The organism is Glycomyces sp. YM15, from assembly GCF_016918015.1.
In the GTDB taxonomy this organism is placed as follows: Bacteria; Actinomycetota; Actinomycetes; order Mycobacteriales; family Micromonosporaceae; genus Glycomyces.
Genome location: NZ_JAERMK010000019.1, coordinates 96,801 through 117,827 on the forward strand (window position 1 = coordinate 96,801; position 21,027 = coordinate 117,827).

The following is a 21,027-nucleotide window of genomic DNA, read 5'->3' on the forward strand; positions in this document are numbered from 1 at the left end:
GCCGAACGGTCGCACAGAGTGATCGTTGCAACAGGGCCCGCACGACCGGCCCGCGCACAACAGGGGGAAACCAGTGGCTCAAGCGACGAAGACCTACACCGGCTACTGCGTCAAGTGCCGCGAGAAGCGCGACTTCGAGGGCACCGTGGTGGTCTCGGACTCGGGTCGCCGGATGGCGAAGGGCACGTGCCCGGTGTGCGGCACCAAGATGAACCGGATTCTCGGCAAGGAATCGTGACCTCGGGGCCGGACGGCCCCAGCCCCTCGTCTGATCCCATTCTGCGGGACATCGGCGAGGGGATTTTCTTGGCATTCCATTGCTATCAGCGCAATCGCGACATCCGCGTTATGCGATTGTCACCCCTCGGGTTTAGTGTGCGTTCATGGCGCGCAAAGTCCATCCCCCCGTTGAAGTGCGGCGCTCTCCCCGGCGACGCGCAACCGTGGCGGCCTATGAAGAACGAGGCCGCGTGGTCGTCATGATCCCCGACGCCTTCTCGGAGACCGAGGAGCGCGAGTGGATCGACCACATGCTCGCGAGGCTCAAGAGTCGCGAGGCCCGAGACGGCCGTGCGTCCGACACCGCACTCCGAGAGCGGGCCATCAGGCTCGCCCGCCGGTTTTACCCCGAACACCCCGAATGCGCCACCCCGAGAAGCGTGCGCTGGGTCGACAACCAGCAGCGCCGCTGGGGCTCCTGCACGCCTTCGGACGGCACGATCCGGATCTCCCGCCGGATCATGATGATGCCCTCATGGGTGATCGACTACGTCCTGCTCCACGAACTCGCGCACCTGGTCCACCCCGACCATTCGCGCCCGTTCTGGGACATGGTGGCCCGCTACACCAAAGCCGAGCGGGCCCGCGGCTATCTCGAGGGCATCGCGGACGCCGAGGCGAGCGAACGGCAGTAGCCGAACGATCGGCGGTCGCAGACCGGGGGGTTACTTCTCCCCGGGCTCCTCGTCGTCCTCGTCCTTCGGGTCGTTGACCGCGAGCTGGTCGAACATCGACATGTCGAGGTCTTCGAGCGCCTCGGAGACGGACGCGAAGCCCTCGGGGTGCTCCAGGTCGCCCGCGCTCGGCATGAGGTCGGGGTGCGCCCAGACCGCTTCGCGGCCCTCGATGCCGCGGGCCTCGGTGAGCGAGCGCCACAGCCGCGTCGCCGCGCGCACCTTCGCCGGGTCGAGTTCGAGACCGACCAAGGCCTCGAAGGTCTGCTCGGCGGGACCGCCGGTGGCCCGGCGCCGCCGCGCGGCCTCCATGAGCCGGTCGATCGTCGGCAGCCGGTCGCCCACGGCCTCGGCCACGACCGTGCTCACCCAGCCGGCGATGAGCGCCAGCGTCGTGCCCAGCCGCGACAGCGCCGCCTTCTGCTGCGCCGTGTCCTCGGTCTTGAAGACCTCGCTCAGGTCCAGGGTCGCCGCCGCCTCGGGGTCCATCGGGTCCATGCCCGACATGGCCTCCTCGATCGCGGACTCGTCGATGCGGATCTCCCGCGCGTACGCCTCCAGCGCCCCCAGCAGGTGCGAGCGCAGCCACGGCGCGTGCGTGAACAGCCGGTGCGTCGCGGCCTCGCGCAGCGCGACGTACAGCCGCACCTCCTCGACGGGCAGCTCCAAGCCCTCCGCGTAGGCGTTGAGATTCCCCGGCAGCAGCGCGGCCACGCCCGTCTTGCCAAGCGGCAGACCGACCTCGGAGGAGGACAGCACCTCCCCGGCGAGCTTCGCGAGCGCCTGCCCCATCTGCGCCCCGAACAGGGCCGAGCCGACCCCCTTCATGACGTCGGCCATCGGGCCGAGCATCCCGGCCATCTCCTCGGGCACGAGCGTCTGCATCGCCTCGCCCATCTGGGCGGCGAGCGGCTCGGCGAGCTGCTTCCAGGAGTCCTCGGTCTGCGAGATCCACTGCTTGCGGGTCCACGCGTCGGTGGCCGTGACGCCCGAAGGCCAGTTCACGGCGGAGTCGAGCCAGAGATCGGCGAGGCGCACGGCCTCGGCGACCTGCGCCTGCTCGGCGGGGCCGACCGTGTTCTCGGCCTGCAGTTCAGACTCGGCGAGCTGCTTGGCCAGCTGCCAGTTGACCGGACCGGACGACAGCGACTGCGCCATCATCTGCTGCAGCTGCTGCATCATCTGCTGCACCCGCGGATCGTTCGGGTCGGGCAGGTCGCCGCCCAGATTGCCGAAGCCGAATGGAATGTCGGAGCCCATGGGCCAACCGTACGTCAGAGTGGGGGTCCCGGGCCACGGCCCGCCGAACTGGAGGCGCCCTGTTCGCTGCGGGCCGAACACGCCTGTGGGCTAGGGCATGTAGGCTTCCGCGCATGCGAAGGCGAGGAATCACCGTCCTGTTGGGTGCGGTCCTGGTGGCGCTGCTGACCTGGCAGGCGCTGACGATGGACGTCGCCTACGTGGTCTTCAGCCCCGGCCCCACCGAGGACGTCCTCGGCGCCGACGAGATCGACGGCGTCGAACACCAGATCATCAGCGCCGACACCGAATACCCCTCGGAAGGCCAGCTGCGCCTCACCACCGTGCGCGTCAAGCAGTCGGTGACCCTCGTGCAGGCCCTGCGCTACTGGACCTCCAATGAGTACGCGATCGTGCCGCGCGACCTGGTCTACCCGCCCGGCGAATCCGAGGAGGACATCGCCGAAGAGCAGGAGGCCGACTGGGCCGAGTCCCAGTCGAACGCCGAGCAGGCCGCCCTCGGCTACCTCGGCGAGCCCGCCGTGATCGAGGTCGTGGCCGACTCCGGGGGCCTCCTCGCCGGCGACGTCGTCACCGCGATCGACGGAACCGCCGTCACCTCGCTCCAAGACCTCGCCGATTACGCCGAGAGCGAAACCACGGTCACCGTGACCCGAGCCGGAGCCCCCGTAGCAGTCCCCGGCGTGGTCCTCGGCGACGCCGATCTCCAGTCCACCCACGACGATCCGTACGGCATCGAGATCGACACCGAAGCCCTCGACATCGGCGGCCCCTCAGCCGGCCTGATCTTCGCGCTCGGCATCGTCGACCGGGTCACCGAGGGCGATCTGACCGACGGCATGGTCATCGCCGGCACCGGTGAGATCGACCCCGAAGGCAACGTCGGCGGCATCGGCGGCATCCAGCAGAAGGTGACCGCTTCAGTCGAGCTCGGTGCCGAGGTCTTCCTCGCCCCGGCTGCGAACTGTTCGGACGCCGTCACCGTTCCCCATGACGACATGACTATTGTCAGAGTCGAGACGCTCGCAGACGCGGTCTCGGCGCTTGAGTCCCTAGCGACCGGCGGGGAAGTCACGACCTGCTGACCCTGTCGACCCACGGCTCGCAAGCGGCCTCGGCGACGTTTGCGAGCAGTGACCGAGCAGCCTCGGCGAAGCTTGCAAGCCGTACATGAGCCGCGCCGAACCCGCACCGCAAGACCTGAAGGAGTTGCTGCAGTGGCGAACCGGACGCCCACCCCCCCACGGATGAGCAGGCGAGGACGCTACGTCCTGATACTCCTGGTGGGCGCGATAGTCCTCCTGTCGGTGCTCGGCTGGCTCGTCGGCCTGCGCACCGACTACCTCTGGTACGACTCGGTCGGCTACACCTCGGTCTTCGCGACCATGATGTGGACCCGCCTGGTCCTCTTCGGGGTCTTCGCCCTGGCGATGGCCGCATGGACAGGCCTCAACCTCTATCTCGCCTACCGGTTCCGGCCCGACACGTGGCCCGCCACCAGCGAACAAGAGGGCCTGGAGCGCTACCGCGAACTCATCTCGCCCAAGGCCGGATGGTGGATCGGCGGCGTCGCCCTCATCGTCGGCATCTTCGCCGGCATGTCCGCGCAGAGCCGCTGGGAGACCTGGCTGCTCTTCCGCCAAGGCGGCGACTTCGGCGAGAAGGACCCCGTCCTGCACATGGACGCCGGCTTCTACGTCTTCGAACTCCCGTTCTGGCAGTTCCTCATCGGCTTCGGCTTCGCCGCCGTCGTCGTCGGCATCCTCGCCTCCCTCAGCGCCTACTACCTCTACGGCGCACTGCGCTTCTCCGGCCAGGGCGACCGGATGACCAACGTCGCCCGCATCCACCTCTCGGTGCTCGTGGCGCTCTTCCTGGGACTCAAGGCCGTCGCCTACTACTTCGACCGCTTCGACTTCACCACCCAGGACAACCAGGTCACCGGCATCGTCGGCGGCGGCTACACCGAGATGACCGCCCTCATGAACGCCAAGAACGCGCTCATCTGGGTCTCCCTCATCGCGGCCGTCGTCATCCTCGTCTTCTCCTGGGGCTTCACAAGGTCACTCGTCCTTCCCGCCGCGGCCCTCGGCCTCGTCGTGGTCACCGCGATCGCCGCCGGCGGCATCTACCCCGCCGTCGTCCGCAACTTCCAGGTCGAGCCCAACCGCCCCCAGCGCGAAGGGCCCTACGCCCAGCACACCATCGACGGCACCCGCTACGCCTTCGGCATGGAGAACCTGGAGACCACCACCTACCCGGTCGCCTCCCAACCCAACGCCGAGACCATGGCCTCCGACCAGTCCACGGTCCCGTTCGTGCGCCTCATCGACCCGTTCGTCGTCTCCGACGCCTTCACCCAGGCCCAGCAGCCGCGAAGCTTCTACGACTTCAACGAGAAGCTCGACATCGACCGCTACACCTACACCGACGAGAACGGCCAGGAAGTCACGCAGGACTTCGTGGTGGGCCTGCGCGAACTCAACCCCAGCCAGCTCGCCGACGAACAGCAGGACTGGACCGTCGCCCACACCGTCTACACCCACGGCTGGGGCTTCGTCTCCGCCTCCACCACCGAGAGCGACAGCGGCGCCCCCTGCTTCACCTCCGGCGTCCTCTCCGACGACCCGGGCAACTGCCGGATCGGCAACGACATCATCGACGTCGACAAGCCCCAGATCTACTACGGGCTCTTGAACAACGAGTACGCGATCGTCGGCATCCCCGAAGAAGAGACGCCCCGGGAGTACGACCGGCCGATCGACGTCGCCGTCAGCGACGAGGACTCCACCGAAGAGGACGCCGAGGAGATCGGCTCCGACCGGTACACCACGTTCGAAGGCGAAGGCGGCATCGCCATCGGCTCCATCAGCCGCCGACTCCTCTACGCCTGGGAGTTCCAGGAGCCCCGCTTCCTGCTCTCCGACCAGATCAACGACGAGTCGCAGCTGCTCTACAACCGGAACGTGCGCGACCGCGTCCAGCAGGTCGCCCCGTTCCTCACCGTCGAGGCCGACCCGTACCCGGCCGTCGTCGACGGCGAGATCGTCTGGATCGTCGACGGCTACACCACCACCAACGACTTCCCCTACTCCGACCGGGTCAACCTCGCCGAGGCGACGAACGACACCTACTCCGGCCAGGGCGTCGCGAACCAGTCCTCCGAGGAGATCAACTACATCCGCTCCTCGGTCAAGGCCGTGGTCAACGCCTACGACGGCTCGGTCAAGCTCTACGAGTTCGACGAGGAGGACCCGATCCTCAAGGCCTGGAACGAGATCTACGGCGGCGACCTCATCACGCCGAAGGACGAGACCCCCGAGGCCCTCGAAGCGCACTTCCGCTACCCGCAGGACCTGTTCAAGATCCAGCGCAGCCTGCTCCAGCGCTACCACGTCGACGAGTCGCGCACCTTCATCGAGGGCAGCGAGGCCTGGGCGACCCCCGAGGACCCGTCGCAGCAGTCGCCGGTCATCCAGCCGGCCTACTACGTGTACGCGACCTACCCGGAGCAGACCCAGCCGTACTTCCAGCTCACCAGCACCTTCACGCCGAGAAACCGCGAGAACGCGCTGGCGAGCCTCATGTCGGGCTACTACGACGAGAACGGCGATCCGAAGCTGCAGATCTACGACGTGGTGGGCGGCGACGACCAGTCCGTGCGGCAGATACACCAGATCATCACCTCCACATCGGAAGTGGTGACGACGCTCCGCGACGCCACGCAGGCCGGGACCACCGTGGAGTGGGGCAACCTGCTCGCGCTGCCGGTGGGCGACGGCATCCTTTACCTCGAACCGATGTACCTGCGTCGGCAGGCGGGCGGCCAGGGCGAGGACCTGCCGCGGCTGACGAACGTCGCGATCAGCTACGGCGGGTACGTGGGCTTCGCGCCGACGTTCGAAGAGGCCGTGGAGATGGTGGTCGAGAAGTACGTGTCCGGTGCGCCGAGCGAGGCCGAGCAGAACGAGGGCGAGACGGACGGCGAGGAACCGACCACGACGCCGTCGGAGACGCCGAGCGAGACGCCCACGACCGAGGCACCGGCCGATCCGCCTGAGGTCGAGGCCGCGATCACGAAGGTCCTCGAAGCGCAGGCGGCCTACGAGGAGGCGCAGGCCTCCGGCTCGAACGAGCAGGAGGGCGCGGCCTTGGACGCGCTGCTGGCGGCGCTCGATGAGCTCGCCGCGGCGCGGGAGGCCGCGGGCCAGTAAGGGCACTGCCCCGCAAGCGCTGTGCCCATAAGTGCGGCGAAGAGCGCCCGGCGACCATTCGGTCGCCGGGCGCCGTTTCGTCTCATGGCCCTTTCGCCTCCCCCGAACGCACGCAGCTCGTGATCCGTTCGGTGCCCTGAAGCTCGTGCCTCTTTCGGGTGACACCTGCTCCCGCGACCCCGGTTCTTGTCGGACCCGGGCGGGATATTCGCGGCGGACCCTGCTTTCCCCTCTTGTGGTGGGTGGGGGTTTGTGGACGGCGGTTGCGGCGGCGTTCCGCCCCGCGCCGCCTGAGCTGCGCCTTTTACGCCGTACCGCTCAGGGCACTTCCACGGGCGTTTCCGTCTGGTCCGACTCCGGCTTGCACGATTCCGCGTCCGCCGCGCGCTTCACGGTCAACTGCACCGTGGATCCCTGCTCGACTTCGCTGCCCGCGCCGGGGGACTGGCGCACCACGCCGCAGCGGGCCTCGCCCTCGCCCTCGTATTCCACGGCGGGAGTCAGGCCCGACTCCTCGATCCGCGAGCGGGCGTCGGCTTCTGACTGCGTGACCACGTTCGGCACCGCCGTCGTCGCGGGCGGCGGGGACGGGCTCTCGGAGGCGCTCGGCGACCCGCTCGGCGTCAGCGAGGGACCCGCTGAGGCCGTACCGTCCTCGGGCCGGGACGCCCCCGCGTCCGAGGTCGTCTCGCTCGGATCGGCCGACGACTCCGCTTCCTCCTCGGCGTGGCCGCCGTCGTCCCAGAAGCCGCCGTCGCCGTCCTGCCCCTGGACCTCGGCGCCGTCAGCGAGGGTCTCGCCCGTCGGCAGGGTCGTGGGCCGCTCGTTCTCGTTCCACGGCCAGGTGATCGCGAACGCGCTGATCGCGGCCACCGCCGCGAGGGTTCCGGCGAGCGAGAGCCACAGACCGCGCCGACGCGGCCGGGCGCGCGGGGCCTCGTCCCCGCGAACCGGTGCCGAACCCGTCGGACCGGACGGCGGGGTCGCCAGGTGCGCCCCGGTGTGCGAACCGGTCAACGGCGGCAGCGTGTGCCCGTCCGTGAGCGGTGTCGGAGGCGCGGACGGGTGCGGCTCGGGCGGCGACTGCGGCAACGCACGCCGGACCGGTTGCGGCCCCGTCTGATGCACCGACTGATGTCCGGAACGCGGACCCGTGTCGCCCGCCGCTTCCGGCCGCCGGTGCGCGCCCGAAGGCGAGCCGACCACACCGCCGGTCCCGGCCGTGCCCGCCGCGATCGACCGCGGCTGCACCCGGGTCCGGGCCATCGCCGGGGCGCGGTTGGCGAGCAGCGCGGCACGCGTCTCGCGGCAGGCCTCGGCGAGCTCGGCCGCGTCGTTCCAGCGTGCCGACGGATCCTTCTGCAGCGAACGCCGCACGATCTCGGCGACTTCGTACGGGACCGCGGTGGGCAGCGGCGGCGGCGCGTTGCGCAAGTGGGCCGAGAGCACCCCGAGCGGGGTGTCGGCCTTGAACGGGGGCGACCCGGCGAGGCACTGGTGCGCGACCACCCCGAGCGAGTACAGATCCGAAGCGGCCGTGAGGTTCTCGCCCGCAGCCTGCTCAGGGGACATGTAGGTTACCGTGCCGAGCACGACCCCGGTGGTCGTGAGGGTCAGGTTGTGGCTGACGCGGGCGATCCCGAAGTCCACCAGGACTACCGAGCCGTCCGAGCGCACGAGGATGTTGCCGGGCTTGATGTCCCGGTGCACGATCCCGGCCGTGTGCGCCACCTGCAGCGCCTCGGCGACCCCGCCGATGACCCGCAGCGAATCGGCCGGGCTCAGCTTGCCCCACAGGCCGAGCAGCCGCGAGAGCGGCTTGCCGTCCACGTACTCCATGATCAGGTACGCGAGCTGCGCGTCCTCATCCTCGATCTCGCCGTAGTCGTAGACCTCGACGACGCCGGGCCCCTGCATGACGGCGATCGCGCGCGCCTCGCGGCGGAAACGCTCACGGAAGCCGCGGTCGTCGACGAGGTCGGCGAGGAGGACCTTGATGGCGACCGTGCGCCAGAGGATGGTGTCGACGCCCTCCCAGACGTCGCCCATGCCGCCCCCGCCGATACGGCGTTCAAGCCGGTACCGCCCGTCCAGGACAACGCCTGCCTTGAGGTTGCGAGTGCTCAGCATCCGGCGGCTTTCCCCTTCTCGGCGAAGCTCGCAAGCCGCGGATTCGCAGCCTTGGCGAAGCTCGCGAGCTGTGGAATCGCAGCTTGCGAAGCTTGCGAGCCATCAGTTCGTCATGTGTCGGACCAGTTCTCAGGGTCTAACGAACGGCGGCGGCTGAGGCTACGCGTTGGCTCGGGCGAACTTCGGCCCGATCGAAGGATTCTCGGCGTCGTGCGGACGCACGCGCCGGGCGCTAGGACTTCACGGCTGCGGCGACGGCGCGGACCGGAGTCGCGCGGCCGGGCTCGGTGAGCGCTCGGGCGGAGGCCGGACTGCCGACGGCCTGGCCGAGCTGGCCATCCCAGCACGCCCACGAGTGGCAGGGCCAGGACTGTCCGCAGTGCCCGCACACGGGGTGCTTGGCGCCGCGCTGGTCGAGGGCGGGGGTGTGGCGCTTCCACCAGCGCGCCTGCACCCGCCAGAGGCTGGGCACCAGCACGTCGCTGGGGGGCTCATCCGGCGGGGGGTTGTCGAGTGTGTACGGACTTCGCAACGCGGGCTGCCTTTCCGAGTCTTTCGGTTGGGTTGGAATCGATTGCGGCCCTTGGTATTCGGGCGTCACGATCCAGTGTGACCTGGTCGATGCCGAGTCGCGGTGTCGAATCGGTACAGTCGGGGGAGGCGGATAGCCCCTCCGTACAGTAGAATTGCACATGCAGAATTTGGATGCAAGAGGTATAACCGGATCGGGTGGCGATTCCTCCCGCCCCGCGGCCGCGCAGGCGAGACTCGGACGATCGGTCTCGGCCACGCCGGCGGGCCGCACTTGAGAACAGCTGACGTTACCGGGTGAGCGGCCCAGAAGTCCTCCCCCTCCCGGTGCGTCCTCACCGAATCCGGAGAGATCAGGGTGTCAAATGGGTACATCGAACGACAACGCTGAGAGCGATCTGCCGAAGAAGTTGGGAGGCAAGGCGATGCCTTCGACGGGCAGCCCCACCGTCCGCCGCCGCCGCGCCGGGAAGATCCTCCGTGACCTGCGGGAGAAGTCCGGTAAGGACGCCAACGACGCCGCCGCGGCCCTCGAGGTCACCAGCTCCACGATCTACCGGATGGAGCTCGGCCGGGTCGGGATCAAGCCGCGCGACGTCCAGGCCCTGGTCGAGGTCTACGGGGTCGAGGACTCCGATCTCGTCGACGAGCTCGTGCGCCTGGCCCGCGACGGCCGCAAGCGCGGCTGGTGGGCCCGATACTCCGACACCATCTCCCCGCCGTACGCCACCTACATCGGGCTGGAGCAGGACGCCTCCAGCCTGAACGTGTACGACGGCCTGATCATCAACGGGCTCTTGCAGACCCGCGAGTACGCGAAGGCCACCTTCGGGATGGTCCCGGAGCAGTCGCAGCGGTTCATGAGCGAGCGGATCGAGCTGCGCATGGAGCGCCAGCAGCGGCTGCGCGGCGACCTGAAGATCTGGAACGTCATCGACGAGGCCGCCATCCGCCGCGTCCTCGGCGGGCCGGAGGTCATGATCGCCCAGCTGCAGAACCTGCTCGACCTCGGTTCGCTCCCGAACGTGCACCTCCAGGTGCTGCCCTTCGAGGGCGGCGCCTACCCGGGGATGCTCTCCTCGTTCACGATCCTCGGCTTCGGGCCGCTCGAAGGCGAGGTCGACCCCGGCTACCGTCACCCGGACGTGGTCTACATCGAGGGCCACAACGGCGACGTCTACGAGGAGGGCGCCGACGTGCAGCCGTTCCACGAGATCTTCGGCTACCTCCGCTCGGCGGCGCTCGACCCGGGCCGGAGTCTGGAGTTCATCGAGCAGCAGGCCGAGTACCTCAAGTCGCTCTAGGGCCCGTATACCTGCAGACGCAAGGGGGCGGATGCGGCATGTCGCCGCGTCCGCCCCCTTACCCGTCCTTCTTACCTGCCGGATGTCCGCAGCAGCGAACGCCAGTCGGCTCGGCTGGCGCGCAGGATCGGGCTCACCGTCAGCTTGGTGTCCCTGATCTCCACGGCCGCTTCCGCGAGCCTGGCCTCCACACAGGCCCCGTTCGGGCCTGACCTGCTGCTCTTCCTCCATGTGTGGGTCAACATGGATCTCCTCCTTCCAAGGAGCATTCGAGTCCCCAGGACGGTGTCGAGCTTAACCATTGCGCAACAAGGCGAACGTCGACTATCCGTCAGTATCAGGTTCCGGACAGTACGACTGCCGTGCTTCACCAATGCGGTGTGCCGCAGGAGGCCTCCGCGCTGCCGGGCTCGATTTGGACCGTCGCGTGCGCGATGTCGAATTGTTCTGCCAGCGTCCGCTGCGCGTCGCCGAGGACGATTCCGGGGTCGGCGCCCGAGTCGACTGCGAGATGGACGGTCGCGACCTCCATACCCGAAGTCAAAGTCCACAGATGGAGATCGTGGACTTCTTTCACTCCATCGAGTGTGCCGAGCGCGTGTTCGACCGCGCCCGGGTCGACGCCGACGGGCGCGTGCTGGAGGAGGATGCGCAGCGCGTCGCGTCCCAGCCGGTAGGCGCGGGGCAGGATGAACAGGCCCACGCCGACGGCGATCACGCTGTCGATCGCGTACCAGTCGGTGAGGGCGATGACCGTGGCGGCGGCGATGACGCCGAGCGAGGCGATCGCGTCGCCGAGGACCTCGACGTAGGCGCCGCGCACATTGATGGATTCGGTGGCGGCCGAGCGGAGCAGGAGCAGGGAGGCGACGTTCGCGGCGAGGCCGAAGACGGCGACGGCGAGCATCGGGCCGGACTGCACCTCGGGCTGATCGCCGAGGCGGCGCACGGCCTGCACGATGACGAACCCGGCGACACCGAACAGCAGCGCCGTGTTCGCCAGGGCCGCCAGCACTTCCAGCCGGTACATCCCGTAGGTGCGGCGAGGCCGCCCGCCCGCGCGGCTCACCGCGATGATCGCCGCCAGCGCCATGGCGATCCCCAGGGCGTCGCCGGCGACGTGGCCGGCGTCCGAGAGCAGCGCGAGCGAGTGGGTGTACCAGGAGGCGATCGCCTCGGCGGCCATCACCGCGAGGGCGAGGCCGAGGGCGAGCCAGAGGCGGCTCCGGTGTCGCGCGCCGAGTGAGGCGGCTCCTGCGTGCGAGTGGTCGTGGCCCATGGAGAGCGGTCTCCTTCGTTGCTGGCGGCGCGGCGATCCGGGCCTCGGCGGTGGGATCCCCGCCGCCTTTGAATGCTAACATGCGCACTATTGCATATTAAGGTACGGGGCCGATTCGCCTCGGCGTTCCACGGCAACCCGGGTCGAAGACCCGTCGCGCGATGTGCCCGATCCGCGGCATTTCCGTGCGGTGCCCAAAGAAACGCCGGAACCAGGGGGACTTTCACAAATGCGGGGCAGCAATGGAATAATATTCGTACCAACATCATCAGCACTGGTCACGGGGGTGACGATGAAAGACGCCATTGAAACCTCGACCATCGCGTTCTTCGCAATCGTCGCGATCGTCCTCGTCTTCGCAGCCGTCCTCGGCCTGCGATCCGCCATCGAGACCAAGCGCCGTCGAAAAGCCCGGGCCAAAGCCGACGCCGAAGCCTGGACCGAACTCCTCGGCAGCCAGCTCAAGATCGCCCCCGTCTCCGTGGGCGACACCGAAGCCGCCGCGGCCCTCGACCGCGCCAGGAAACTCCACTACAAAGCGGTCGAGCGACTCAAGACCGCCAAGAAGACCAAGCAGTTCGCGCGCATCCGCACCTACGCGCTCGCCGGCCTGCACAACCTGAACATCATGCGCCGCCGCCTCGGCAAGGCCCCCGGACCGCAGGGCCCCATGCCCTTCAACACCGCGGGCACGAACAAGGCCGCCAAGCGCGACGACAACGTCCGGGACGTCCCCACAGGACCGTCCACAGGACTGCCCTTCTAACTCAAACGCACGAAACACGGGGGCGGCCGACGGCCGCCCCCGTGCTTCGTGCCCGCTACTCCGCGACCGGCTTCCGCGGCGACAGCAGATCCATCACCCACATCGCCAGCGACACGATGATCGCGCCCCAGAACGCCGGCCAGAAACCGTCCACGAAGAACCCCAGCGACAGCTGCTCCGAGACCCAGCCGGTCAGCCAGAACATCAAAGCGTTCACCACCAGCCCGAACAGGCCCAGCGTCAACACGTACAACGCGCAGCCGACCGCCATGATGATCGGCTTCACGAACGTGTTCACCAGCGTGAACACCAACGCCACCAGCACGAGCGACAAGAACCGCTCCAGCACCGAATCGCCGTACAGGTGAATGCCCCCGACGATCGCGGTCGCCAGCCACAGCGCCAGCGCCGTCAGGACCAGACGCACCAGAAATCTCATCATCCGGCCAGTATCGCCGCCGCAACGACCCCGCGTCCAGTTTCCGCCGAGACGGGAAGAGACCACCCGACACCGGCGAGACCGACCCGGGCCCCCGGATTCACCCCCGGTTCACCCAAGATCGAACCCGACGCCACCCTCCCGGCCTACAGTCGCGGCAGCCCCCGCTTCGCTTCCACACCTGCCCCGCGCAGAAGGAGAGACCATGAGCGACCCGTCGTACTCGGCGCTCGGCCGCACCGTCGACCCCCGTCGCATCGGTGCGAACACCGCTCCCGCCGCCCAGCACGCGCCGACCGGCCACGGCGCCCCCACCGTCTTCGACATTCGCGGCGTCAACGTCTACTACGGCGCCTACAACGCCGTCAAAGACGTCGACTTCACCGTCGCCAAGAACGAGATCACCGCGCTCATCGGCCCCTCGGGCTGCGGCAAGTCCACCCTGCTCCGCTCCCTCAACCGGATGAACGACCTCATCCCCGGCGCCCGCGTCGAAGGCACGGTCGCCTACCACGGCAAGGACGTCTACGCCGCCGACGTCGACCCCGTCGAAGTCCGCCGCCGCATCGGCATGGTCTTCCAGAAGGCCAACCCCTTCCCCAAGTCCATCTTCGACAACGTCGCCTACGGCCCCAGGATCCACGGCGTCCCCCGCGCCGAACGCGAGGCCATCGTCGAGGACTCCCTCAAGAAGGCCGCCCTCTGGGACGAGGTCAAGGACAAGCTCAAGCAGAGCGCCCTCGCCCTCTCCGGCGGCCAGCAGCAGCGCCTCTGCATCGCCCGCACCATCGCGCTGGCACCCGAAGTGGTCCTCATGGACGAGCCCTGCTCGGCCCTCGACCCCATCGCCACGGCCCGCATCGAAGAGCTCATGGTCGACCTGGCCAAGCAGTTCACGATCGTGATCGTCACGCACAACATGCAGCAGGCCGCGCGCGTCTCCGACAAGACCGCGTTCTTCTCCACCGAAGTCAACGAGCAGAGCGATACCCGCACCGGCGTCCTCGTCGAATTCGACGACACCCAGCGGATCTTCACCACGCCCTCCGACGAGCGCACCGAGAACTACGTCACCGGCCGTTTCGGCTGATGGACACCGCGAAGGGCCCCACCGAACGGTGGGGCCCTTCGCCTTTGCAGTGAGTAGAACGGCCCCGCACCGTCCGGTGCGGGGCCGAGGAGTGAGACCGAGCGGTATCAGCGCTTGTCGATCGCGAACCGCGACGCGATGATGCGCGACACGATCGTGAACAGGAAGACGATCGCGATCAGGGTCAGGGCCGCACCCCAGGCGCGGTCCTGCGAGGCCGCGAACGGCTGGCTCGCGTTGCGGAAGATCTGCGCGGCGAGCGTCGTGTTCTGACCGTCGAACAGGTCCGGCTTGTAGACGTACGTCAGACCCACGGTGACGATGATCGGTGCGGTCTCACCGGCCGCACGAGCGACCGCCAGGAGCGAACCCGAGGTGATGCCCGACGACGCCGCGGGGAGCACCACGCCCATGACCGTGCGCCACTTGCGCGCGCCGAGGCCCGAAGACGCCTGCCGAAGCTCGTCGGGGACGAGTCGCAGCATCTCCTCGGTCGAGCGGATCACGATCGGCAGCATCAGGCAGGCCAGGGCGAGCGCCCCGCCGAAGCCGGTCTTGTCGCCGATGACGATCACGTAGCCGACGTAGATGAACAGGCCCATCATGATCGACGGCACTCCGGTCATGACGTCCGCCATGGTCCGGATGAACCGCGCCAACGGCTTGTTCTTGCCGTACTCGTTGAGGTAGACGGCGCCGAGCACGCCGATCGGGATCGAAAGCAGCGCCGCCATGCCGGTGATCGCGAGGGTGCCGAGGATCGCCGGACCCATGCCAGGGCCCGCCGTGCGGTAGTTCCGCGGGATCTCCTCGATGAACCAGTCCAGGCTCCACGACGAGGCTCCCCGGGAGACGACCTGCCAGGCCACCAGGGCCAGCGGCAGGGCGGCGATGAGGACGCACAAGCCGATGAGGACCGTGGCCCCGCGGTCGGCGATCGAGCGCCGCAGCGAGAGGTTGCGACCGGAGAGGTCGGGCGGTGTCGGGCCGCCGCTTTGGAGGGTCGTCATGAGTGGGCACCCTTCATCTGGATCTCCGCCCGGCGGACCACCACGCGGGCCAGGAAGTTGATCAGGACGGTGATGGCGAACAGCACGACGCCGATCCCGATGAGCGCGTCGGTGTGGAGTCCGCCCGACTCGCCCCACTGCTGGGCGATGACGGCGGCCATGGTGTTGCCGGGCGCGAACAGGTTGGTGTTGACGCCGATCGCGCCGCCGATGACCAGCGCCACGGCGATCGTCTCGCCCATGGCCCGGCCGAGGCCGAGCATCGACGCGCCCACGAGCCCACCGAACGAGTGGGGGAGGATCGCGCCCTTGATCATCTCCCAGCGGGTGGCGCCCAGCGCGTACGCGCCCTGCTTGTCGATGTCGGGGACGGTCGCGAACACCTCCCGCGAGATCGAGGTGATGATCGGGATGCACATGACCGCGAGGATCAGCCCCGCGGTGAAGTAGTTGCGGCCCGTGTTGGTCTCGTCGAAGATCACGTTCAGACCCGGGACGGGCGCCACGACGCCGGCCCACCACTGGTAGATCGGCTGCACCCACGGAATCAGCACGATGCTGCCCACCAGGCCGAACACCACCGAGGGGACGGTCGCGAGGAGGTCGACGATCGTGACGATGTACTTGCGGCTGCGGCGGTGCGCCACCTCGGTGATGAACAGCGCGATGCCGATCGACACCGGCACCGCGATGATCATCGCGATGAGCGAGGTCACCAGGGTGCCGTAGAGGAACCCGAGCGTCCCGAAGATCTCTTCGTTCGGATCCCAGGTGGTCCCGGTGAGGAACTCGATCGGGTCTGCGGCGATGGCGGGCCAGGCCTGGACCGAGGTCGTGACCAGGATCAGTCCCAGCACGATGAGAACGGTGAGCCCGGCCAGGGCCACCAGGCCGGTGAATCCCCTGTCGGTGCGGCGGGAGCGGGCTTCGCCTCCGAGATCGATCTCGGGGGGCGCTTCGGGAGGTGCCGTAGCGGTCACGTTCGTCTCTCCGGTTTCGTCGTCGGCACGGCCGAAGACCCCATCGGCGTTGCGGCCGCTGGGGTCATCGGATCCGGGATGCTTACGCAATAGTCTCGTTCAGCGCGGCGAGGGCCTGCTCCTGCAGACCTGCGGGCAGCGGCGCGAAGTAGTTGTCGGTCGCGATGTCCTGGCCGTCCGTGAGCAGGTAGTTCACGAACTCCTTGACGCCGGCGGCGACCTCCTCGTCCTCGTAGTCGGTGCGGAGGAGGATGTAGGTCGGCGCGACGATCGGGTAGGTCTCGGCCCCGGCCGCGTTCAGCGGGTTGTACGACAGGTCGTCGGCCACTTCGGCGCCGTCGAGGGCCGCGGTGGTGGCCTCCAGGGTCGGCTGGATGAAGGCGCCGTCGGCGTTCTCGATGGCGGCGGTCACCAGCTTCGTCTCGGTGGCGTCGGCCAGGTCGACGTAGCCGATCGCGCCCTCGGTCTGGGTGATGACCTGGGCGACACCGGTGTTCTTCTCGCCGCCGATGGAGCCTTCGGGCCAGGTGACCTCGTCACCCGAGCCGAGCGTCCAAGCGTCGGTGGCCTCGTCGAGGAACTTGGTGAAGTTCGAGGTGGTGCCGGAGCCGTCCGAGCGGTGCGCGACCGTGATCGCGGTGTCGGGCAGGGTGACGCCCTCGTTCGTGGCGGCGATCGCAGGGTCGTTCCAGGCGGTGATGGCGCCCTGGAAGATGTTCGCCAGCGTCTCCTGGTCCAACTGCAGGCCTTCGACGCCCGGCAGGTTATAGGACACGGTGATCGGGGCGGCCACGGTCGGGATGTACTGGAACGAACCGGCCTCGGGGCCGTCGTCATCCTTCACCAGCGAGTCGCTGCCCGCGAAGTCGTTCAGGCCCTCGCCGAACTCGGACTTGCCGGTGCCGGAGCCGACGGCGTTGTAGGTCACGATCAGATCGGGGTTCACCTCGGCGTAGGCCTCGATGGCGGCCGCGTAGAACGCGTCCGGGAAGCTGGCGCCAGAGCCGGTGATCTCACCAGAGACCATCTCGCCGTCGGCGCCGTTGTCATCGCTGCCGCCGCCACAGGCCGCCATGCTCATGGCCAGGGCGCCCGCAGTCAGCGTGCCGAAAATCGTCCGGCGGTTCAGTTTCATGTTCACAGCTGGTCTCTACTCCGTCTCCCGGACGCGGCCCGGGTCACTGCTTCACTGTTCGAGACCTATGTAAGTGGCATCCGGTGTTCACCCGCTGACGTGTAGTTGAACTCAAGGTGAACGACTGAGCGCGATTCGCAACGATGTCGCGACTCCAGGAAACCGTAGGCCCGTGAGCTGCGAGTTTAATCGGACGTCGGCCAGCCTGTGACCGGACCGTTATGAACGGTCGAGGTGAACATCCCCTGTCACGAGGTACACCACCTGATGCGCGATGCGCACCGCGTGGTCGCCGAACCGCTCGAAGAACCGCGCCAGCAGGGCGACGTCGACCGCCGTCTGCGGCCCGTAGCCGAGGCTCGGGAGCTGCGCATGAATGCGCTGCTGGATCGCGTCGAGCTCGTCGTCGTCCAGGCCCATCTGCGAGGCCAGCAGGTGGTCGCGCTCTTCCAGGACCGTCACCAGCTTCTGCGAGAGGTGCACGGCCGCCGCGCCCATCGCCGAGAAGTCCGCCCGCAGTGAATCGGGGATCACCGGCACGGGCGCGCGCAGCAGCACCGACTTCGCCACGTGCTTCGCCAGGTCGCCCATCCGCTCCAGGTCCACCGAGATCCGCACGGCCCCCAGCACGAACCGCAGGTCCGTCGCGACCGGGTCGTACTGGGTCATCAGCTCCACGATCCGGTCGTCCACCCGGAACTGCAGCGCGTTCACCTGGTCGTCCGCGGCCACCACGGCTTCGGCCGCGGCGACGTCGGTCTCGAGCAGCGCCGCCGAGGCCTGCTCGACCGCGTCGCCGACCCTGCGGGCCATCTCGACCAGGAGCTCGTTGAGCTCATTGAGGTGCACGTGGAAGACATTCGCCATAGTGGACCAATCGAGGTTGTAAGGGCCATATATGCGCCCAGTCTAGGCACCGGAGGCCGAATCGAGGCCGCCGCCGCTGGCAAACTCCGGGCGAACAGGCCTGGACGACCGGCGTTAGAGTGAGGGCGACGCACGAACGATCCCCATGGAGCCGACCAGATGACCTACCCCTCGCAGCCGGGCTACCCGACGCCGCAGTACGGCGGCCAGTCCCCGCAGCCGCAGCAGCAGAACAACCTGTGGCTGATCGGCGGGGCAGTACTCACGGTCCTCGTCATCATCATGACCGTGATCCTGCTCGTGGTGCAGCGCACTCACAACTCGAACAGCACCGAGGGCGGCGGCGGCACGACCACGACCGGCGAAGAAGGCGGCGACAACACCGGGGACGACGGCGGCGACGATGGCGGGGACGACGGCGGCGACGACGGTGACGGCGGCGCCCAAGTCACCGAGCTCAAGTCCGAGGCCTGCGACGCGTTCGACTTCAGCGTCTTCGAAGAGGCGTACGGCCCGCTCGACCCTGAGCACACTTCGCGGAGCGAGAGCACCACGAACGGCCTCGGCTCGCTGAGCTGCTCGTTCTACAACGAGTCCGTCACCGGCGTCAACCTGCGGTTCAACGACTACGAGGACGTCGACGACGTCGTCTACTGGGTCGAGTCGGACGCCGACTACTACAACGCCGAGAACGGATACGAGTTCAGCGAGTACACCGAGATCGGCGACGCCGGCAGCTTCTACACCGACGACAGCAGCGGCACCAAGACCATCAACCTCCACGTCGCCCTCGGCAGTCTGGAAGTCACCGCGTACACGACGCTGTGGGAGGGCGAGGACATCGACGAAGCCGCCGCCACCGCGGCGCTGGAGGACTTCGTCGCCCAGTCCGCCGAACTGTTCGCCGACTACATGTAGGAGAAGAGGCCCGGTGACCGCGCGGCCGCCGGGCCTCTCCCACACGCGTTCAGGGAAACCAAAAAGAGGCCCTGTGACCAGGACCTCTTGTGTGGTGCGCCGCCAGGGACTCGAACCCCGAACCCGCTGATTAAGAGTCAGCTGCTCTGCCAGTTGAGCTAGCGGCGCATGGTGTTTGAGCAACTACCGCGTTTTTGTGGCGGTGTCTCTCGCACGAGGAGAAACTTTAGCATGTGCCGCGGGCACCGTCTCCGGGGGTCCCCGAGGTGGCTACGCTTGGACGGTGACAAGTTTCGTAGACCGCGTGAATCTCCAGGTCGTTGCCGGTAAGGGTGGCAACGGCTGTGTGTCGGTCCACCGTGAGAAGTTCAGGCCGCTCGGCGGACCCGACGGCGGCAACGGCGGCCACGGGGGTGATGTGGTCTTCGCCGTAGACCCGAACGTGCACACCCTGCTCGACTTCCACTTCCAGACCCGCCTCCAGGGCGGCAACGGCAAGCAGGGCCAAGGCTCCAACCGGGACGGCGCCAACGGTGAGTCCATCCGGGTGTCCGTGCCCAATGGCACCGTCATCTACTCCGATGGCCAGATTCTCGCCGACCTCACCGGTGTCGGCGCGGAGGTGACCGTCGCGCACGGCGGCCGCGGCGGCCGCGGCAACCGCGCCCTCGTCAGCTCCAAGCGCAAAGTCCCCGGCTTCGCCGAACTCGGCGAGCCGGGCGACGAACTCTCGGTCGTGCTCGAACTCAAGAGTGTGGCGGACGTCGGCCTCGTCGGCTTCCCCTCCGCGGGCAAGTCCTCGCTCATCGCCGCGATGTCGGCCGCCCGGCCGAAGATCGCCGACTATCCGTTCACGACGCTGACCCCGAACCTCGGGGTCGTGTCCGCCGGCGAGACGACCTACACCATCGCGGACGTCCCGGGACTCATCCCGGGCGCCGCCACAGGCAAGGGCCTCGGACTCCAGTTCCTGCGGCACATCGAACGCTGCGCGGTGCTCGCGCACGTCGTCGACAGCGCCAGCCTCGAGTCCGACCGCGACCCGGTCTCCGACATCGACGCCCTGGAGCACGAGCTCGCCGAGTACGGCGGACTCGCCGACCGGCCGCGCATCATCGTCCTCAACAAGATCGACATCCCGGACGGGCGCGAACTCGCCGACTACGTCGGCGGCGATCTCGAGAAGTACGGGTGGCCCGTCTTCGCGGTCAGCGCCGTCAGCCGTGAAGGACTGAAGGAGCTCAACTTCGCCTTCGCCAAGGAAGTGGTCGAGTACCGCGAAGCGCAGCCGCCGGTCGAGTCGGCGCGCACCGTGATCCGCCCGGTCGCCGTCGACGACTCCGGCTTCAACGTCAAGAGGGTGAAGCCGGCCTTCGAGGGCGACATCGAATTCATCGTCACCGGCAGCAAGCCCGAACGCTGGATCGGCCAGACGAACTTCGAGAACGAGGAAGCGGTGGGCTACCTCGCCGACCGCCTCGCCGCCCTCGGCGTCGAGGACGCGCTCGTGAAGGCGGGTGCAGTGCCCGGCTCGTTCGTCCGCATCGCCGACCACGAGTTCGAGTGGCAGCCGACCGACCCGGACATCGTCGCGACCGTCGCGCCCCGCGGCACCGACGCGCGATTTGAAGTCAGCGACCGCAAGGGCGCCGACGAACGCCTCGCCGAGCGCAGGGAGCGCCGCGCTGAGGTGCTCGAACGGGTCGCGAAGGAAGAGGAAGCCAGGGGCAAACGCCGCAAGCGATAGCCCTGATTGCGGACTGACCTGCGGAAACGTGCGGTTCGCAAGGGTGTGGCGCCGAGCACGCACCCCCCTTGCGAACCCCGTTTCCAAGTACCGTAAATTTGTCTTTGCCCGAGGGGGAAACGGACAGGAAAGCCGAAAGGCCCTGGCCCGGAACCAAAAGGGTAAAACTCCGAACGAATCGATCGGGGGGCCAAAACGGCCCGAAAACCGGTCTGGTAAGTTACTGGAGCCGCTCCGGTCGGAGAGGAACTTCCAAGAAGTTTCAGATCTGATCAGTGCGTGTTGTTTGAGAACTCAACAGGGTGTTTGGATGGTCAGCGTGCGGGCTGATCGAGGTCGCTGGACAAGGTTTCGGCGGTTCTTGGTTGGTACTGTTTTTGACTGTCTTTTCCTTGGGACACTTG

At 68.1% G+C, this 21,027-nt stretch carries 19 protein-coding genes and 1 tRNA gene; 9 read left to right on the forward strand and 11 right to left on the reverse strand.

The genetic code is table 11. The features are described from left to right. Nucleotides 1–73 precede the first annotated feature (73 nt). Nucleotides 74–238, forward strand: coding sequence for a DUF5679 domain-containing protein (locus tag JHY01_RS19735; protein ID WP_205327395.1), 165 nt, complete (start codon nucleotides 74–76; stop codon nucleotides 236–238). Between the two features lie 145 nt (nucleotides 239–383). Further along, nucleotides 384–914 (forward strand): M48 family metallopeptidase, encoded by a 531-nt coding sequence (locus tag JHY01_RS19740; RefSeq protein ID WP_205327396.1) that lies wholly within the window; start codon nucleotides 384–386, stop codon nucleotides 912–914. A gap of 30 nt (nucleotides 915–944) precedes the next feature. Here the strand turns inward: JHY01_RS19740 and JHY01_RS19745 are convergent, their stop codons facing one another. Continuing rightward, nucleotides 945–2,213, reverse strand: a complete 1,269-nt coding sequence (locus JHY01_RS19745; protein ID WP_240193005.1) for a zinc-dependent metalloprotease — start codon at nucleotides 2,211–2,213, stop codon at nucleotides 945–947. Nucleotides 2,214–2,326: 113 nt separating this feature from the next. Here JHY01_RS19745 and JHY01_RS19750 point away from each other — a divergent pair, with 113 nt between their 5' ends. Continuing rightward, nucleotides 2,327–3,298 (forward strand): PDZ domain-containing protein, encoded by a 972-nt coding sequence (locus tag JHY01_RS19750; protein ID WP_205327397.1) that lies wholly within the window; start codon nucleotides 2,327–2,329, stop codon nucleotides 3,296–3,298. Between the two features lie 162 nt (nucleotides 3,299–3,460). After that, nucleotides 3,461–6,427, forward strand: a complete 2,967-nt coding sequence (locus JHY01_RS19755; RefSeq protein ID WP_205327398.1) for a UPF0182 family protein — start codon at nucleotides 3,461–3,463, stop codon at nucleotides 6,425–6,427. A 318-nt stretch (nucleotides 6,428–6,745) separates the two neighbouring features. Here JHY01_RS19755 and JHY01_RS19760 read toward each other — a convergent pair whose 3' ends face one another. Next, entirely contained in the window at nucleotides 6,746–8,557 is a 1,812-nt protein-coding gene (locus JHY01_RS19760) for a serine/threonine-protein kinase (protein WP_205327399.1), read from the reverse strand. A 232-nt stretch (nucleotides 8,558–8,789) separates the two neighbouring features. Next, a complete protein-coding gene (locus JHY01_RS19765) occupies nucleotides 8,790–9,089 on the reverse strand; it encodes a hypothetical protein (RefSeq protein WP_205327400.1) in 300 nt (99 codons plus the stop codon). 364 nt (nucleotides 9,090–9,453) lie between these two features. Here JHY01_RS19765 and JHY01_RS19770 point away from each other — a divergent pair, with 364 nt between their 5' ends. Continuing rightward, nucleotides 9,454–10,392, forward strand: a complete 939-nt coding sequence (locus JHY01_RS19770; protein ID WP_205327401.1) for a helix-turn-helix transcriptional regulator — start codon at nucleotides 9,454–9,456, stop codon at nucleotides 10,390–10,392. Nucleotides 10,393–10,463: 71 nt separating this feature from the next. On the opposite strand, the gene JHY01_RS19775 is transcribed toward JHY01_RS19770, so the two are convergent. Then, nucleotides 10,464–10,637 (reverse strand): DUF397 domain-containing protein, encoded by a 174-nt coding sequence (locus tag JHY01_RS19775; protein WP_205327402.1) that lies wholly within the window; start codon nucleotides 10,635–10,637, stop codon nucleotides 10,464–10,466. A gap of 122 nt (nucleotides 10,638–10,759) precedes the next feature. After that, nucleotides 10,760–11,671, reverse strand: a complete 912-nt coding sequence (locus JHY01_RS19780) for a cation diffusion facilitator family transporter (RefSeq protein WP_205327403.1) — start codon at nucleotides 11,669–11,671, stop codon at nucleotides 10,760–10,762. 292 nt (nucleotides 11,672–11,963) lie between these two features. Between JHY01_RS19780 and JHY01_RS19785 the strand changes: the two genes are divergently transcribed. Further along, nucleotides 11,964–12,437 (forward strand): hypothetical protein, encoded by a 474-nt coding sequence (locus JHY01_RS19785; RefSeq protein ID WP_205327404.1) that lies wholly within the window; start codon nucleotides 11,964–11,966, stop codon nucleotides 12,435–12,437. A gap of 55 nt (nucleotides 12,438–12,492) precedes the next feature. On the opposite strand, the gene JHY01_RS19790 is transcribed toward JHY01_RS19785, so the two are convergent. Further along, nucleotides 12,493–12,879 (reverse strand): phage holin family protein, encoded by a 387-nt coding sequence (locus tag JHY01_RS19790; RefSeq protein WP_240193006.1) that lies wholly within the window; start codon nucleotides 12,877–12,879, stop codon nucleotides 12,493–12,495. Between the two features lie 202 nt (nucleotides 12,880–13,081). Here JHY01_RS19790 and pstB point away from each other — a divergent pair, with 202 nt between their 5' ends. Continuing rightward, on the forward strand, nucleotides 13,082–13,966 hold the full coding sequence (gene pstB / locus JHY01_RS19795) for a phosphate ABC transporter ATP-binding protein PstB (protein ID WP_205327406.1): 885 nt from the start codon (nucleotides 13,082–13,084) through the stop codon (nucleotides 13,964–13,966). A 107-nt stretch (nucleotides 13,967–14,073) separates the two neighbouring features. On the opposite strand, the gene pstA is transcribed toward pstB, so the two are convergent. The 4 genes from pstA to phoU form a co-directional block, all read right to left on the reverse strand. After that, entirely contained in the window at nucleotides 14,074–14,976 is a 903-nt protein-coding gene (gene pstA / locus JHY01_RS19800; RefSeq protein ID WP_205327407.1) for a phosphate ABC transporter permease PstA, read from the reverse strand. Next, nucleotides 14,973–15,956 carry a phosphate ABC transporter permease subunit PstC gene (gene pstC / locus JHY01_RS19805; protein ID WP_307814504.1) on the reverse strand — a complete coding sequence of 328 codons (984 nt, stop codon included), beginning with the start codon at nucleotides 15,954–15,956 and terminating at the stop codon, nucleotides 14,973–14,975. Before pstC ends, pstA begins: the two co-directional genes overlap by 4 nt. 82 nt (nucleotides 15,957–16,038) lie before the next feature. Further along, nucleotides 16,039–17,091, reverse strand: coding sequence for a phosphate ABC transporter substrate-binding protein PstS (pstS, locus tag JHY01_RS19810; protein ID WP_205327420.1), 1,053 nt, complete (start codon nucleotides 17,089–17,091; stop codon nucleotides 16,039–16,041). Between the two features lie 219 nt (nucleotides 17,092–17,310). Then, the gene (gene phoU / locus JHY01_RS19815; protein WP_205327408.1) at nucleotides 17,311–17,958 is read right to left on the reverse strand and encodes a phosphate signaling complex protein PhoU; all 648 of its coding nucleotides are present in this window, start codon (nucleotides 17,956–17,958) and stop codon (nucleotides 17,311–17,313) included. Between the two features lie 159 nt (nucleotides 17,959–18,117). On the opposite strand from phoU, the gene JHY01_RS19820 reads away from it, so the two are divergent. Beyond that, a complete protein-coding gene (locus tag JHY01_RS19820; RefSeq protein WP_205327409.1) occupies nucleotides 18,118–18,876 on the forward strand; it encodes a hypothetical protein in 759 nt (252 codons plus the stop codon). Between the two features lie 92 nt (nucleotides 18,877–18,968). Here the strand turns inward: JHY01_RS19820 and JHY01_RS19825 are convergent. Next, nucleotides 18,969–19,044: transfer RNA gene (locus tag JHY01_RS19825), tRNA-Lys, on the reverse strand. 115 nt (nucleotides 19,045–19,159) lie between these two features. On the opposite strand from JHY01_RS19825, the gene obgE reads away from it, so the two are divergent. Then, on the forward strand, nucleotides 19,160–20,623 hold the full coding sequence (obgE, locus tag JHY01_RS19830; protein WP_205327412.1) for a GTPase ObgE: 1,464 nt from the start codon (nucleotides 19,160–19,162) through the stop codon (nucleotides 20,621–20,623). The last annotated feature ends 404 nt before the right edge of the window (nucleotides 20,624–21,027 follow it).

What these genes read in the sequence shown, in the direction of transcription:
- JHY01_RS19740 (WP_205327396.1), top strand. Translation starts at nt 384, where the DNA reads ATGGCGCGCAAAGTCCATCCCCCCGTTGAAGTGCGGCGCTCTCCCCGG.
- JHY01_RS19745 (WP_240193005.1), bottom strand. Translation starts at nt 2,213, where the DNA reads ATGGGCTCCGACATTCCATTCGGCTTCGGCAATCTGGGCGGCGACCTG.
- JHY01_RS19750 (WP_205327397.1), top strand. Translation starts at nt 2,327, where the DNA reads ATGCGAAGGCGAGGAATCACCGTCCTGTTGGGTGCGGTCCTGGTGGCG.
- JHY01_RS19755 (WP_205327398.1), top strand. Translation starts at nt 3,461, where the DNA reads ATGAGCAGGCGAGGACGCTACGTCCTGATACTCCTGGTGGGCGCGATA.
- JHY01_RS19760 (WP_205327399.1), bottom strand. Translation starts at nt 8,557, where the DNA reads ATGCTGAGCACTCGCAACCTCAAGGCAGGCGTTGTCCTGGACGGGCGG.
- JHY01_RS19770 (WP_205327401.1), top strand. Translation starts at nt 9,454, where the DNA reads ATGGGTACATCGAACGACAACGCTGAGAGCGATCTGCCGAAGAAGTTG.
- JHY01_RS19775 (WP_205327402.1), bottom strand. Translation starts at nt 10,637, where the DNA reads ATGTTGACCCACACATGGAGGAAGAGCAGCAGGTCAGGCCCGAACGGG.
- JHY01_RS19780 (WP_205327403.1), bottom strand. Translation starts at nt 11,671, where the DNA reads ATGGGCCACGACCACTCGCACGCAGGAGCCGCCTCACTCGGCGCGCGA.
- JHY01_RS19785 (WP_205327404.1), top strand. Translation starts at nt 11,964, where the DNA reads ATGAAAGACGCCATTGAAACCTCGACCATCGCGTTCTTCGCAATCGTC.
- JHY01_RS19790 (WP_240193006.1), bottom strand. Translation starts at nt 12,879, where the DNA reads ATGATGAGATTTCTGGTGCGTCTGGTCCTGACGGCGCTGGCGCTGTGG.
- pstB (WP_205327406.1), top strand. Translation starts at nt 13,082, where the DNA reads ATGAGCGACCCGTCGTACTCGGCGCTCGGCCGCACCGTCGACCCCCGT.
- pstA (WP_205327407.1), bottom strand. Translation starts at nt 14,976, where the DNA reads ATGACGACCCTCCAAAGCGGCGGCCCGACACCGCCCGACCTCTCCGGT.
- pstS (WP_205327420.1), bottom strand. Translation starts at nt 17,091, where the DNA reads ATGAAACTGAACCGCCGGACGATTTTCGGCACGCTGACTGCGGGCGCC.
- phoU (WP_205327408.1), bottom strand. Translation starts at nt 17,958, where the DNA reads ATGGCGAATGTCTTCCACGTGCACCTCAATGAGCTCAACGAGCTCCTG.
- JHY01_RS19820 (WP_205327409.1), top strand. Translation starts at nt 18,118, where the DNA reads ATGACCTACCCCTCGCAGCCGGGCTACCCGACGCCGCAGTACGGCGGC.